Below are 13,938 nucleotides of genomic sequence, written 5' to 3'. Positions count from 1 at the left end.
GGTTTTCGGCGCGCATGGTCATTATTGCACCGCACAAAAAACATTTACAAGATCTTTTTTGTGCGGCGCACAATTTCCTGTGCCCTGATGCTTCTCCTGGCCTTTTCCCGTATCAACCGGGGCCGCAGCGGCAAAATGGATCAATACTGAATAAATGTGATCCCCGTATGACAGAGCCGCCGCCCATGAGTACCGCCGTTCCCCGGCGTCCCCGGGTCGACTATCAGCCCGCCGCCCTCGACATCTGGGAGGGCAAATACCGGCTGAAGAACGACAGGGGCGAACCGATCGACCAGGATGTGCACGCCACCTTCAGCCGGGTCGCCCGGGCCCTGGCCGATGGCGAGACCACGCCGGCCCTGCGCAAAACCTGGTACAAGCGTTTCCTGTGGGCGATGGAGCAGGGCGCCCTGCCCGCCGGCCGTATTCTTTCCAATGCCGGCGCCCAGGCTTACCGGCCGGGCACCTCCACCATCAACTGCACCGTCTCCGGCACCATCGCCGATTCGATGGACGACATCCTGGGCAAGCTGCACCAAGCCGGGCTCACCCTCAAGGCCGGCTGCGGCATCGGCTACGAGTTTTCCACCCTGCGCCCGCGCAACGCCCCCGTGGCCGGCGCCGGGGCCAGCACCTCGGGGCCGCTGTCGTTCATGGAGATCTACGACAGGATGTGTTTCACCATCTCCTCTGCCGGCGGACGACGCGGCGCACAAATGGCCACTTTCGATATCGCCCACCCGGATGTGCTCGACTTTATCCACGCCAAGCGCGAACCGGGCCGGTTGCGCCAGTTCAACCTGTCCCTGTTGATCACCGGGGACTTCCTCGACGCGGTGCAACAAGGCAAGGACTGGCCGCTGCTGTTTCCGGTCACCCCGGCCGAGGTGGCGCGGGACCGGCTGGACACCGCCGACCCGGATCAGATCCGTTGGGGCGCCGGCCCGCTCGGCCAGGGCTACCTGGAGGACGACCGGCAACGGGTGGCCCACAGGATCTACCGGCGGCTCGAGGCGCGCACCCTGTGGCGGCAGATCATGCGCGCCACCTACGACCATGCCGAGCCGGGCTTTATCCTGATCGACAGGGTCAACGAGCTGAACAACAACTGGTTCTGCGAAACCATACGCGCGACCAATCCCTGCGGTGAGCAGCCTCTTCCTCCCTACGGCAGCTGCCTGCTGGGCTCGGTCGACCTCACCCGTTTCGTGGAAGCCCCCTTCACCCCGGCGGCCCGCTTCGGCTGGGATCGCTTTCGCCGGGTGGTGGCGGTCTTTACCCGTCTGCTGGACAACGTGGTGGAAATCAGCGGCCTGCCCTTGGCCGAACAGCGCCGGGAGCTGGCCGACAAGCGCCGCCACGGCATGGGCTACCTGGGCCTGGGCTCGGCCCTCGCCCTGCTGGGGCTGCGCTACGGCTCGGCCGAGGCCGTCGCCTTCACCGAGCGGGTCACCCGGGAGCTGGCCCTCACCGGCTGGCACACCGGGCTGGAGCTGGCCCGGGAGAAGGGACCGGCGCCCCTGCTGTTGCGGGACTTCGAGCTCACCCCGGCGCTGCTGCGGCTGCGTCCTGAACTGCTGAACGACGGCCACCACCCCGGCGACAAGTTACCGGGGCGGATACTGCACGCCCGCTACAGCCGTTACCTGCAGCGACTGGCGGAGCAGGAGCCGGAGCTGGTGGCGGACCTGGCCCGTACCGGGGCTCGTTTTACCCACCATAGCTCCATCGCGCCCACCGGCACCCTCTCCCTGTCGCTGGCCAACAACGCCAGCAGCGGCATAGAGCCGAGCTTCGCCCACCATTACAGCCGCAACCTCATCCGGCCCGGCCGCAAGAGCAAGGAGCGGGTGGAAGTGTTTTCCTTCGAGCTGCTGGCCTACCGCCGGCTGATCAATCCGGATACCCTGCCCGGCAGCCCGGATCCGGCCCGGGCGCTACCCGCCCATTTCGTCACCGCCGACGACGTCAGCCCCGAGCAGCATGTGGCGATGCAGGCCGCCGCCCAGCGCTGGGTCGACTCCTCCATCTCCAAAACCGTCAACGTGCCCACCGATTGTCCCTTCGAGCGGTTCGAGGAGCTCTACCTCCTGGCCTGCCGCCAGGGACTCAAGGGCTGCACCACCTTCCGCTTCAATCCCGCCATTTTCCAGGGCGTGCTGGTGCGGGACCGGGATCTGACCGCCACCCGCTATCGCTTCCTGCTGGACGACGGCAGCACGGTTGAGGCGAGGGGCGACGAGCAGGTGGAATACGAGGGCGAAGTGCACAGCGCCGCCAACCTGTACGACGCCCTCAAGGAAGGCTACTACGGCAGGCTGTGAACGGGTGACCCATGCGCAAGATAGAGCGGAAAATCATCGGCTGTGAGGTGCTGGCATCCCGGTCCGCCGGCCCCCTGCCCGAGCCGGCGGCCCGCCCCGAGACGCTGCGGGGTACCACCTACAAGATCAAGACCCCCCTGCTCGAGCACGCCCTTTACGTCACCATCAACGATCTGGTGCCGGACGAGGGCGACGACCGGCAACGCCGCCCCTACGAGATCTTCATCAACTCCCGCAACATGGAGCACTACCAGTGGGTGGTGGCGCTGACCCTGCTGATCTCGGCGGTGTTCCGCCGGGGCGGCGATATCCGCTTTATCGTGGATGAACTGCGCTCCGTGTTCGATCCCCAGGGCGGCTACTTCAGGCCGGGCGGACGCTACATGCCCTCCCTGGTGGCCGAGATCGCCGATGTCATCGAGCGCCACCTGGCCACCATCACCCCGGCAACGGAGCCGGCAACGGAGCAAACCGGGGACACGGCCGGTTTCCCCGCCGGCGCCCGGCTGTGCCGCAAGTGCCTGACCCGGGCGGCCGTGATGGTCGACGGCTGCCTCACCTGCCTGAACTGCGGCGACTCCCGCTGCGGCTGACGGCGGGAGCCACGGCTTCACAAACAAAATTGTTCACAATTTTTGGTGCAATCTTGTATCTAACACTGTGTTCGTAATACTATTGTTATCGCTCCGCGCCGCTCGCCATCCCCCGGGGATAGACGGGCAACACTCGTGCGCATAAAAGGAAACTGTTTCCATTTTATGTAAGACGTTGGTGGGCATTTTACGGCGTATTGGAATAAAACATAAAAAACCATAAAAAACAAAACATTAAACACAATAAACGTGGCGATACAACAGAGCGGAACGCAAGTGCATTTTCCACAATGCAAAATTGATTTCCAAAAATATGTTGATCGTCACATTTTTTTTTGTATTATCAGCCTATGGGTTGCGCAGATGTTAACCGCCCTCACCAAGCGGTGCTGCGGACCAACCCCCATGGACAACCAACAACGGTGCCGAGCGCACCTCAGATGAATGGATACCGACTATGGCTAAAATGAAAGCAATCGAAGCAGCCGCTAAAATCCTGGAACTGGAAGGTGTGACCAAAGCCTTTGGTGTTCCCGGCGCCGCCATCAACCCCTTCTACGCCGCGCTGCGGGGTCTCGGCTCCATCAGCCACGTGCTGGCCCGTCACGTCGAGGGTGCCTCCCACATGGCCGAAGGCTATACCCGCGCCAACCCGGGCAACATCGGGGTCTGCATCGGCACCTCCGGCCCCGCCGGTACCGACATGATCACCGGCCTGTACTCGGCCTCCGCCGACTCCATTCCGATCCTGTGCATCACCGGTCAGGCACCCCGTGCCCGCATGCACAAGGAAGACTTCCAGGCCGTGGACATCGAGTCCATCGCCAAGCCGGTCGCCAAGTGGGCGGTCACCGTGCTGGAACCGGCCCAGGTGCCCGGTACCTTCCAGCAGGCGTTCCACATCATGCGCTCCGGCCGTCCCGGCCCGGTGCTGATCGACCTGCCCTTCGACGTGCAGATGGCCGAGATCGAGTTCGATCCGGAAGCCTACCAGCCGCTGACCCCGTACAAGCCGGCCGCTACCCGCATCCAGGTTGAAAAGGCCCTGACCATGCTGAACGCCGCCGACAAGCCGCTGATCGTTTCCGGTGGCGGCGTGATCAACGCCGATGCCTCCGATCTGCTCACCGAATTCGCCGAGGTGCTGGGCGTGCCGGTGATCCCGACCCTGATGGGCTGGGGCACCATTCCGGACGACCACGAGCTGATGGCCGGCATGTGCGGCCTGCAGACCTCACACCGCTACGGCAACGCCACCCTGCTGGCTTCCGACTTCGTGATCGGCATCGGCAACCGCTGGGCCAACCGCCACACCGGTTCGGTCGACGTCTACACCAAGGGCCGCAAGTTCGTGCACGTGGACATCGAGCCGACCCAGATCGGCCGGGTGTTCGGCCCGGATCTCGGCATCGTGTCCGACGCCGGCGAAGCGCTGAAGCTGTTCGTGGAAGTGGCCAAGGAATGGAAAGCCGCCGGCAAGCTGAAAGATCGCAGTGCCTGGGTTTCCGAGTGCCAGGAGCGCAAGCGCACCCTGCAGCGCAAGACCCACTTCGACAACACCCCGGTCAAGCCGCAGCGGGTATACGAGGAGATGAACAAGGCCTTCGGCCGCGACACCACCTATGTGTCCACCATCGGTCTGTCCCAGATCGCCGCCGCCCAGTTCCTGCACGTGTACAAGGCGCGCAACTGGATCAACTGCGGTCAGGCCGGCCCCCTGGGCTGGACCATTCCGGCCGCCCTGGGTGTATGCGCCGCCGAGCCGGGCCGCCAGGTGGTTGCCCTGTCCGGTGACTACGACTTCCAGTTCATGATCGAAGAGCTGGCGGTGGGTGCTCAGTTCAAACTGCCCTACATCCACGTGCTGGTGAACAACTCCTACCTGGGGCTGATCCGCCAGTCCCAGCGCGGCTTCGACATGGACTACTGCGTCCAGCTGTCGTTCGAGAACATCAACGCACCGGAGCTGGGTGAGTACGGTGTGGATCACAAGGCCGTGGTCGAGGGTCTGGGCTGTAAGGCCATCCGGGTCTTCAAGCCGGAAGACATCGCCCCCGCCTTCGAACAGGCCAAGGCGCTGATGGCCGAGCACCAGGTGCCGGTGGTGGTGGAAGTGATCCTGGAGCGGGTGACCAACATCGCCATGGGTGTGGAAATCGACGCCATCAACGAGTTCGAAGAGCTGGCCGAGAAGGGTGCCGACGCCCCCACCGCCATCTCCCTGCTCGACTGACAGCGATGCGGCCCGGCCTCCAGGCCGGGCCCATGCTGAATGTGTCCCCCAACTGAACATAAGGACATCGCAATGCCGAAATTAGCCGCCAACCTGTCGATGCTGTTTACCGAGGTCGACTTCCTGGACCGCTTCGAGGCCGCCGCCAAGGCCGGCTTCAAGGGTGTGGAATACCTGTTCCCCTATGACTTCCCGGCCGAAGAAATCAAGGCCAGGCTGGACCAGAACGGCCTGGAGCAGGTGCTGTTCAATCTGCCGGCCGGCGATTGGGCCGCGGGCAGCCGCGGCATTGCCGTCGACCCGAGCCGGGTTGAAGAGTTCAAGGCCGGCGTGGACCAGGCCATCGCCTACGCCAAGGTGCTGGGCAACAAGCAGGTCAACTGCCTGGCCGGTATCCCGCCCGCCGGCGTATCCGCCGAGCAGGCCGAGGCCACCTTCGTCGCCAACCTGAAGTACGCCGCCGAGAAACTGAAGGAAGCGGGCATCAAGCTGATCGCCGAGGCGATCAACACCCGCGACATCCCCGGCTTCTTCCTGAACAACAGCAAGCAGGCACTGGACATCATCGAGCAGGTCGGCTCCGACAACCTCGCGTTCCAGTACGACATCTATCACATGCAGATCATGGAAGGGGACATCATCCCGACCATCGAGAAAAACCTGAGCATCATCAACCACATCCAGCTGGCCGACAACCCGGGTCGCCATGAGCCTGGCACCGGCGAGCTGAACTACCACAACATCTTCGCCTTCCTGGACAAGGTGGGCTACCAGGGCTGGGTGGGCGCCGAGTACAAGCCGGCCACCACCACCGAAGCCGGCCTCGGCTGGTTGAAGACCCACGGCATCGTCTGAAACGCTGAATTGATCGCCCCCGGCGCCGGCTTTGCGGCGCCCCAAGCCAAGAGGAAATGAACATGAAAATAGGTTTTATCGGTACCGGCATCATGGGCAAGCCCATGGCCCAAAACCTGCAAAAAGCGGGTCATACCCTGTACTTCTCCGAGCACTTCATGCCCGCCCCGGCCGATCTGCTGGGTGACAACGGCATCGCCCTGGCCAATCCCAAGGCGGTGGCCGAAGCGGCCGAAGTCATCATCATCATGGTGCCCGACACCCCCCAGGTGGAATCCGTGCTGTTCGATGCCAACGGCGTGGCCGACGGCCTGAGCGCGGGCAAGGTAGTGGTGGACATGTCCTCCATCTCCCCCATCGCCACCAAAACCTTTGCCAAGCGCGTCAAGGAAACCGGCGCCCAGTACCTGGACGCCCCGGTGTCCGGTGGTGAAGTCGGCGCCATCAACGCCACCCTGAGTATCATGGTCGGCGGTGACGAGGCCACCTTCGAACGCATCAAGCCGCTGTTCGATCTCATGGGCAAGAACATCACCCTGGTGGGCGGCAACGGCGACGGCCAGACCTGTAAAGTGGCCAACCAGATCATCGTGGCGCTGAACATCGAAGCGGTGGCCGAGGCCCTGGTGTTCGCCTCCAAGGCCGGTGCCAACCCGGCCAAGGTACGCGAGGCGCTGATGGGTGGTTTCGCCTCCTCCAAGATCCTGGAAGTGCACGGCGAGCGCATGGTCAAGGGTACCTTCAACCCGGGCTTCCGTATCTCCCTGCACCAGAAGGACCTGAACCTGGCCCTGAGCGGCGCCCGTGAGCTGGGTGTAGCCCTGCCCAACACCGCCAGCGCCCAGGAGTTGTTCAACACCTGTGCCGCCCTGGGCGGCTCCAACTGGGACCACTCCGGTCTGGTCAAGGCGCTGGAGCACCTGGCCAACCACAACATCCGGGGCGAGTAACCCTTTTACCGGACCGCAGCTTTTTGGCTTCAGCCGCGGTCCGGTCAAAACCGGGGCGGGCGTCGGCAAACACAGACTTTCACTCAGGGGGCTTTGTGTTAGATCCTGGTTGCCTTCGTGTCGCCCCACCCCGACACTTATAAAAATGTAAAGACAGCCGTTTTTTCAGGAGTATTTGCAATGGATATCCAACCCAAGGAGTTGTTACAGCAGTTGTTCGACAGCGCCGTGGCCGCCGCCCTGCCCAAGGGCAACCTGGCCGAATACCTGCCGAAGGATACTCGTCAAAAAGCCGTTGTCATCGGTGCCGGCAAGGCCGCCGCCTCCATGGCCGCCGAGCTGGACGCCATCTGGGAAGGAGAACTCTCCGGCCTGGTGGTGACCCGCTACGATCACGGCGCCCCCTGTGAACGCATCGACATCATCGAAGCCGCCCACCCGGTACCGGATGACGCCGGCGAGCGGGTCGGCCGCCGCATGCTGGAACTGGTGTCCGGCCTGGGCGAGGGCGATCTGGTGATCTGCCTGCTGTCCGGCGGCGGCTCCTCCCTGCTGAGCCTGCCGGCCCCGGGCCTGACCCTGTCCGACAAACAGGCCATCAACAAGGCCCTGCTCAAGTCCGGTGCGGCCATCGACGAGATGAACTGCGTGCGCAAGCACCTGTCCGCCATCAAGGGGGGCCGCCTGGCCGCCGCTACCTACCCGGCCCGGCTGATCGCCCTCGGCATCTCCGACGTACCCGGCGACGAGCCGACCGTCATCGCCTCCGGCCCCACCGTGGCGGACCCCACCACCTCGGCCCAGGCCCTGGCCATCCTCGACAGCTACGGCATCGAGGTGGCGCCCCATGTGCGCGCCTGGCTGCAGAGCCCCGAGTCCGAGACCGTCAAACCGGGGGACGAGCGCCTGAGCCGGGCCGAGTTCCATATGATCGCCACCCCCCAGGATGCGCTGGACGCGGCCGCCGACGTGGCCATGTCCCACGACATCACCCCCCTGGTGCTGGGTGACTGCATCGAGGGCGAGTCCCGGGAAGTGGCCAAGGTACACGCCGCCATCGCCAAACAGATCCGGAAGTGCGGCCAGCCCATCTCGGCCCCTTGCGTGATCCTGTCCGGCGGCGAAACCACGGTCACCATCAAGGGCAACGGCCGCGGCGGGCGCAACAGCGAGTTTATGCTGAGCCTGTTCAACGAACTGAAGGGCCTGAAGGGTGTCTACGCCCTGGCCGCCGACACCGACGGCATCGACGGGGTCGAGGACAACGCCGGCGCCTATCTCACCCCCGAGCTGTACCAGCAGGCCGAAGCGGCCGGGCTCAAGGCGGAAGACTACCTGGCGGACAACGACAGCTACGGCTTCTTCTCCCAGCTGGGTGTGCTGGTGGAAACCGGCCCCACCCGCACCAACGTCAACGACTTCCGGGCCATTCTGGTGCTGCCGGAATAACCCGAACCCGATAACAACAATAAGAAAACCCGCCACCGGCCCCGGGGCCGGTGGCCACCCTCACCGACCAAAAACGAGAACACCAAGATGACCATCACGCAGATATCCAGCCGGCGCCCAGGCCCGGCCGGCGGGCTTCGCCTTGCCGTTATTCCACCCCGGGCCCTGTCGGCAAGGAGGCACTCATGACCTTGCGACTCCGAGCCCAGCCGCTGACCGCCGCCGCCTTCGCCCCCTTCGGCGAGGTGATAGAGGCGGAGCAGCAGCACCAGTTCTATATCAACGACGGCCAGGCCCTGCGCTACCACGACATCGCCCGGGCCGAGGCGCTCGGTGACGACGCCCGGGTCGCCATCAGCCTGGTGGACGTGGAGCCCTACGCCCTGCCCCTGGCGGTGACCCTGATGGAGAAGCACCCCAGGGGCAGCCAGGCCTTTATTCCACTCGACGACAGGCCCTTCCTGATCCTGGTGGCACCGCGGGGTCCGGCGCCGGGGCCGGAGGCCATCCGGGCCTTTGTCTCCAACGGCCGCCAGGGCGTGAACTACCATACCGATACCTGGCATCACCCCGTCGTCTCCCTCGGCGGGCGGCAACGTTTTCTGATCGTCGACCGGGTCGGTCCGGGCGACAACTGCGACCTGCACCCGCTGCCCCCGGGCCTGCTCGAGGTGGTATCGGACTGACCCCCGCCATGCCGTGACCAAACCCGCCGACGAAGGCGGGTTTTCTGTTTGCGCCCTCCTCTTCCCCTTTTGTATGACCTTAGCCACAGGCCGCGCCCTGGTCCCCGCCGTCTTGATTACATGGCTGTTCCGAATAGTAGATCACTACCGGCAGCGACCGGGTGCTGCCCAGCAGAACGTCCACCGGATGGATGGGATCCAGCGTTGCAGGATCCGCTTCACATAAAAATAAATATACCCACGAGAAATTTAAATTCCAAAATAAATAATAACTTCGAATAAACAGAAAAAAGCCAATGTTGATGACAAGGATCAACAAAATAAAAAACAACAAACATGAGTAGAAAAAACAATATATAGAACATTAATTGATACAACAATTAAATATAAAGTTCTAAATGATAAAAACACCATATATATCATATAAATAAATTAATTTTCATTTAAAAACAAAGACATGTTAATCCCCAAAGGCCACTCGCCTCACTCCGAAAAATGGAGAAAATCCATTAACCCACATGGCAAAAGCAACAATTCCGCAAGATGGAAACAACTTCCAAAATATATTGATCCGATGTTAAGAAAAGGTTATTAATAGCCTCGAGGCCAGCCACCAACAAGAAACCAGCCCCGTTTTACATACAAAACGGTGCAGGCGACCTTTTAAAAAACTACGCCGCCCAGCGTAAATGGACTTAACTCAGTTGATGTAATGAAGGGAGAGGTCATGGAGCCCATGTCTAAAGCCAATCAGTTTTCCGCCGACACCGTGGAAAAGAAAAAGAAGTCGTTCGAGATGCCGCACATCTACGTCATCCTGTTCGTGTTCAGCGCCATCGCCGCCGTACTCACCTACATAGTGCCGGCCGGCCAGTATGACCGGGTACCCGGCCCCAACGGCCGCACCACCATAGATCCCAACTCCTACCAGGTGATCGAATCCAACCCGGTCGGCCCGGTCGACTTTATGCTGGCCATTCCCAAAGGCCTGATGGACGCCGGGGCCGTGGTGTTCTTCACCTTTATCATCGGTGGCATGTTCATGGTGCTGCGCCGGACCGGCATCATCGAGATCGGGGTCGACAAGCTGACCCGCCGCTTCGCCCACAACAGCATCGTCATCATACCGGTGCTGATGACCACCTTCGCGGTGATCGCCACCCTGATCGGCACCCAGGAGCTGGCCCTGGTCTATGTGCCGGTGATACTGCCGCTGATGATCGCCCTGCGCTTCGACTCGGTCACCGCCGCCGCCGTGGCCCTGTGCGCCACCACCGCCGGCTTTACCGCCGGGGTGCTCAACCCCATCAACACCGGCCTGGGCCAGCAACTGGCCGACCTGCCGGTCTATTCCGGCCTCTGGCTGCGGGTGCTGGCCTTTGCCGCCATCCTGCTGGCCGGCATCTTCTACGTCACCCGTTACGCGCTCAAGGTGCGCAACAACCCGGCGCTGAGCCTGATGAACGGCGACGCCAAGGAAGCAGACAAGCGCCACCGCTACCAGCACGGCAACGACGAAGGCGTGCTGACCGCCACCCCGCGCCAGAAGTGGGCCGCCTTTGCCACCTTCGCCTTCTTCGCCACCCTGGTGTGGGGCGTGCTGACCCAGGGCTGGTTCATGATGGAAATGGCCGGGCTGTTCGTGATCATGGGCGTGGTGGTCGGTCTGATCGCCGGCCTCAAGACCGAGGAGATCTGCGAAGGCTTCAACGAAGGCTTCCGCGACGTGCTGGTGGGCGCCATGATCTGCGGCATCGCCCGCGCCGTGGCGGTGGTGCTGGAAGAAGGCCAGATCATGGATACCCTGGTGTACGGCCTGGGCAACCTGGTGGGCGGTTTCCCGGCCATCTTCTCCGCCATCGGCATGTTCTTTGCCCAGCTCGGCTTCAACTTCGTGATCCCCTCGGGCAGCGGCCAGGCGCTGGTGACCATGCCGATCATGGCCCCCCTGTCCGACCTGGTGGGCGTCACCCGGCAGACCGCGGTGCTGGCCTACCAGCTGGGCGACGGCCTGGGCAACATCCTCTACCCCACCTCCGGCTACTTCATGGCCACCCTGGCCCTGGCCGGCGTGACCTGGAACAAATGGGTCAAGTTCTTCCTGCCCCTGTTCGCCATCTGGATCGCCATCGCCATGGGCTTCCTGATCTTCGCCCAGATCACCCAGTGGGTGGGCTGAGCCCCGCCGGTTGACACCGGGCATAACAAGGGCCTCCCGCGGGAGGCCTTTCCTGGTTGAGCCTCCGGCCCGGCAGGGACCAACCGGCCATTTATCCGGATCCTGCTCACAGTCTGGCCAGATTCCCCCGCTGCCGGCCACACTTTTTGCTCGAAGCGCCACCACCTTTCCTCTATAATCACGCGCTTTGAAATTTCCCGGCCCATCGCCGGGTGGTTGACAGGCTCTAAGGGGGTATGACTGAGGTGATCAAGACACCGTACTATCTCATCGACAAAAGCAAACTGCTGCGCAACATGGAAAAAATTGCCTATGTGCGCGAACACTCCGGCGCCAAGGCGCTGCTGGCCCTGAAATGCTTCGCCACCTGGTCGGTGTTCGACCTGATGAGCCAGTACATGGACGGCACCACCTCTTCCTCCCTCAACGAAGTCAAGCTCGGCAAGCTCAAGTTCGGCGGCGAAACCCATGCCTACAGCGTGGCCTATGCCGACGACGAAATCGAGGAAGTGCTGGCCCACTCCGACAAGATCATCTTCAACTCCATCGGCCAGCTCGAGCGCTTCGAGGCGGTCTCCGCCAACCAGGTACGCGGCCTGCGACTCAACCCGGGCGTGTCCAGCTCCGAGTTCCTGATCGCCGACCCCTCCCGCCCCTTCAGCCGCCTGGGCGAATGGGACGCGGCCAAGGTCGAACAGGTACTCGATCGCATCTCCGGCTTTATGATCCACAACAACTGCGAGAACAGCGACTTCGCCCTGTTCGACCAGATGCTGGGCCAGATCGAGGAGAAATTCGGCACCCTGCTGGCGCAACCCCGGATAACTTGGGTCAGCCTGGGCGGCGGCATCCACTTCACCGGCGAAGGCTACCCGCTCGACCGGTTCTGCGCCCGGCTCAAGGCCTTTGCCGAGCGCTACGGCGTACAGCTCTACCTGGAGCCCGGCGAAGCGGCCATCACCCTCAGCAGTTCGCTCGAGGTGACGGTGCTCGACACCCTCTACAACGGCAAGCAGCTGGCGATAGTGGACAGCTCCATCGAGGCGCACATGCTCGACCTGCTGATCTACCGCCAGCCCGCCAAGATGGAACCCTGCGACGGCCCCCATGAATACATGGTGTGCGGCAAGTCCTGCCTGGCCGGGGACATCTTCGGCGAGTTCAGGTTCGACCACGAATTGAAGGTAGGCGACCGGCTGTCGTTCATCGACGCCGCCGGTTACACAATGGTAAAGAAAAACTGGTTCAATGGCGTGAACATGCCCGCCATTGCCGTGCGCCAACTCGACGGCAGCGTGGAGCTGGTGCGTGAATTCGGTTTCGACGATTTTGTAAACAGCCTCTCCTGAGGCATGGAGTAACCACAACAAAGCCTTTCAAGGAGGCGGTTAGAGGAAAAAAATGAAGAAAAACGTTCTGATTATTGGTGCCGGAGGTGTCGCCCAGGTGGTCGCGCACAAGTGTGCGCAGCATAACGACGTGCTGGGGAACATCCATATCGCTTCGCGTACTGTCGAGAAATGCCAGAAAATCGTCGACAGCGTGCGGGAAAAGGGCAGCCTCAAGGTTGCCGGTGAATTGCAAGCCCATGCCCTGGATGCGCTCGACATCGCAGCCACCAAGGCATTGATTGACAAAACACAGTCGCAACTGGTGATCAATGTCGGATCGGCTTTCGTCAATATGTCGGTGCTGCAGGCCTGTATCGAAACCGGCGCCGCCTACCTCGACACCGCCATCCACGAGGATCCGGCCAAGATCTGCGAAAATCCGCCCTGGTATGCCAACTACGAATGGAAGCGCAAGGCCATCTGCGCCGACAAGGGCATCACCGCCATCCTGGGCGTGGGCTTCGATCCGGGCGTGGTCAACGCCTATGCCGCCGTGGCCGTGAAGGAGTATTTCGACAGCGTCGACTCCATCGACATCATCGACATCAACGCCGGCAGCCACGGTCGCTACTTTGCCACCAACTTCGATCCGGAGATCAACTTCCGCGAGTTCACCGGCCGGGTGTGGTCCTGGCAGAACAGCGAGTGGGTGCAGAACCGGATGTTCGAGGTGAAGCGTACCGACGATCTGCCGGTGGTGGGCAGCCAGACCAGCTACATGACCGGCCACGACGAGGTGCATTCCCTGTCCCAGACCCTGGGCGTGCCCAACGTGCGCTTCTGGATGGGCTTCGGCGAGCACTATATCAATGTGTTCACCGTGCTGAAGAACCTGGGGCTGCTGTCCGAGCAGCCGGTAACCACCGCCGAGGGCCTGGAAGTGGTACCGCTCAAGGTGGTCAAGGCCGTGCTGCCGGATCCCGCCTCCCTGGCGCCCACCTACAGCGGCAAGACCTGCATCGGTGACCAGGTGAAGGGCAAGAAGGACGGCAAGGACAAGGAAGTGTTCATCTACAACGTGGCCGACCACGCCGAGGCCTATGCCGAAGTGGGCAGCCAGGGCATCTCCTACACCGCCGGCGTGCCGCCGGTGGCCGCCGCCCTGCTGATCGCCACCGGCGAGTGGGACGTGAAGCACATGGCCAACGTGGAAGAGCTGGATCCCAAGCCCTTCATCAACCTGCTCAACGAAATGGGCCTGCCGACCCGGATCAAGGACGAACAGGGCGACCGGCCGCTGAGTTTCTGAGCCCGGTTTACCCATGCAAAAGGCCAGTC

At 62.5% G+C, this 13,938-nt stretch carries 10 protein-coding genes; all 10 read left to right on the top strand.

Going from position 1 to position 13,938, the window contains the following annotated elements; genetic code table 11:
* Nucleotides 1–167: 167 nt before the first annotated feature.
* The 10 genes from ACT7DK_RS00825 to ACT7DK_RS00780 all read left to right on the top strand — a co-directional run bounded on the left by ACT7DK_RS00825 (nucleotide 168) and on the right by ACT7DK_RS00780 (nucleotide 13,909).
* The gene (locus ACT7DK_RS00825) at nucleotides 168–2,324 is read left to right on the top strand and encodes an adenosylcobalamin-dependent ribonucleoside-diphosphate reductase (RefSeq protein WP_445395376.1); all 2,157 of its coding nucleotides are present in this window, start codon (nucleotides 168–170) and stop codon (nucleotides 2,322–2,324) included.
* An 11-nt stretch (nucleotides 2,325–2,335) separates the two neighbouring features.
* Entirely contained in the window at nucleotides 2,336–2,917 is a 582-nt protein-coding gene (locus ACT7DK_RS00820) for a TSCPD domain-containing protein (RefSeq protein ID WP_445395374.1), read from the top strand.
* Between the two features lie 457 nt (nucleotides 2,918–3,374).
* Complete coding sequence (gcl, locus tag ACT7DK_RS00815) at nucleotides 3,375–5,150, top strand: glyoxylate carboligase (protein ID WP_445395372.1); 1,776 nt, start codon at nucleotides 3,375–3,377, stop codon at nucleotides 5,148–5,150.
* A gap of 72 nt (nucleotides 5,151–5,222) precedes the next feature.
* Entirely contained in the window at nucleotides 5,223–6,005 is a 783-nt protein-coding gene (gene hyi / locus ACT7DK_RS00810) for a hydroxypyruvate isomerase (protein WP_445395370.1), read from the top strand.
* A gap of 62 nt (nucleotides 6,006–6,067) precedes the next feature.
* Complete coding sequence (gene glxR, locus ACT7DK_RS00805; protein ID WP_445395368.1) at nucleotides 6,068–6,955, top strand: 2-hydroxy-3-oxopropionate reductase; 888 nt, start codon at nucleotides 6,068–6,070, stop codon at nucleotides 6,953–6,955.
* 180 nt (nucleotides 6,956–7,135) lie between these two features.
* The gene (locus ACT7DK_RS00800) at nucleotides 7,136–8,404 is read left to right on the top strand and encodes a glycerate kinase type-2 family protein (RefSeq protein WP_445395366.1); all 1,269 of its coding nucleotides are present in this window, start codon (nucleotides 7,136–7,138) and stop codon (nucleotides 8,402–8,404) included.
* 185 nt (nucleotides 8,405–8,589) lie between these two features.
* Nucleotides 8,590–9,090 carry an ureidoglycolate lyase gene (locus ACT7DK_RS00795; RefSeq protein WP_445395364.1) on the top strand — a complete coding sequence of 167 codons (501 nt, stop codon included), beginning with the start codon at nucleotides 8,590–8,592 and terminating at the stop codon, nucleotides 9,088–9,090.
* A 736-nt stretch (nucleotides 9,091–9,826) separates the two neighbouring features.
* Nucleotides 9,827–11,269: a YfcC family protein gene (locus ACT7DK_RS00790; RefSeq protein WP_445395362.1), complete on the top strand. Its 1,443-nt coding sequence runs from the start codon at nucleotides 9,827–9,829 to the stop codon at nucleotides 11,267–11,269.
* 245 nt (nucleotides 11,270–11,514) lie between these two features.
* Nucleotides 11,515–12,618: a carboxynorspermidine decarboxylase gene (locus ACT7DK_RS00785; protein WP_445395360.1), complete on the top strand. Its 1,104-nt coding sequence runs from the start codon at nucleotides 11,515–11,517 to the stop codon at nucleotides 12,616–12,618.
* Between the two features lie 52 nt (nucleotides 12,619–12,670).
* Nucleotides 12,671–13,909 carry a saccharopine dehydrogenase family protein gene (locus tag ACT7DK_RS00780; RefSeq protein ID WP_445395358.1) on the top strand — a complete coding sequence of 413 codons (1,239 nt, stop codon included), beginning with the start codon at nucleotides 12,671–12,673 and terminating at the stop codon, nucleotides 13,907–13,909.
* Nucleotides 13,910–13,938 lie beyond the last annotated feature (29 nt).

The sequence above is a fragment of the Zobellella sp. An-6 genome (assembly GCF_052487945.1).
The sequence above is the reverse complement of the archived record's forward strand: the minus strand, read 5'-3'. Positions and strand labels throughout refer to the sequence as shown.

Coding starts and splice junctions, on each gene's coding strand:
- ACT7DK_RS00825 (WP_445395376.1), top strand. CDS start 168: ATGACAGAGCCGCCGCCCATGAGTACCGCCGTTCCCCGGCGTCCCCGG.
- ACT7DK_RS00820 (WP_445395374.1), top strand. CDS start 2,336: ATGCGCAAGATAGAGCGGAAAATCATCGGCTGTGAGGTGCTGGCATCC.
- gcl (WP_445395372.1), top strand. CDS start 3,375: ATGGCTAAAATGAAAGCAATCGAAGCAGCCGCTAAAATCCTGGAACTG.
- hyi (WP_445395370.1), top strand. CDS start 5,223: ATGCCGAAATTAGCCGCCAACCTGTCGATGCTGTTTACCGAGGTCGAC.
- glxR (WP_445395368.1), top strand. CDS start 6,068: ATGAAAATAGGTTTTATCGGTACCGGCATCATGGGCAAGCCCATGGCC.
- ACT7DK_RS00800 (WP_445395366.1), top strand. CDS start 7,136: ATGGATATCCAACCCAAGGAGTTGTTACAGCAGTTGTTCGACAGCGCC.
- ACT7DK_RS00795 (WP_445395364.1), top strand. CDS start 8,590: ATGACCTTGCGACTCCGAGCCCAGCCGCTGACCGCCGCCGCCTTCGCC.
- ACT7DK_RS00790 (WP_445395362.1), top strand. CDS start 9,827: ATGTCTAAAGCCAATCAGTTTTCCGCCGACACCGTGGAAAAGAAAAAG.
- ACT7DK_RS00780 (WP_445395358.1), top strand. CDS start 12,671: ATGAAGAAAAACGTTCTGATTATTGGTGCCGGAGGTGTCGCCCAGGTG.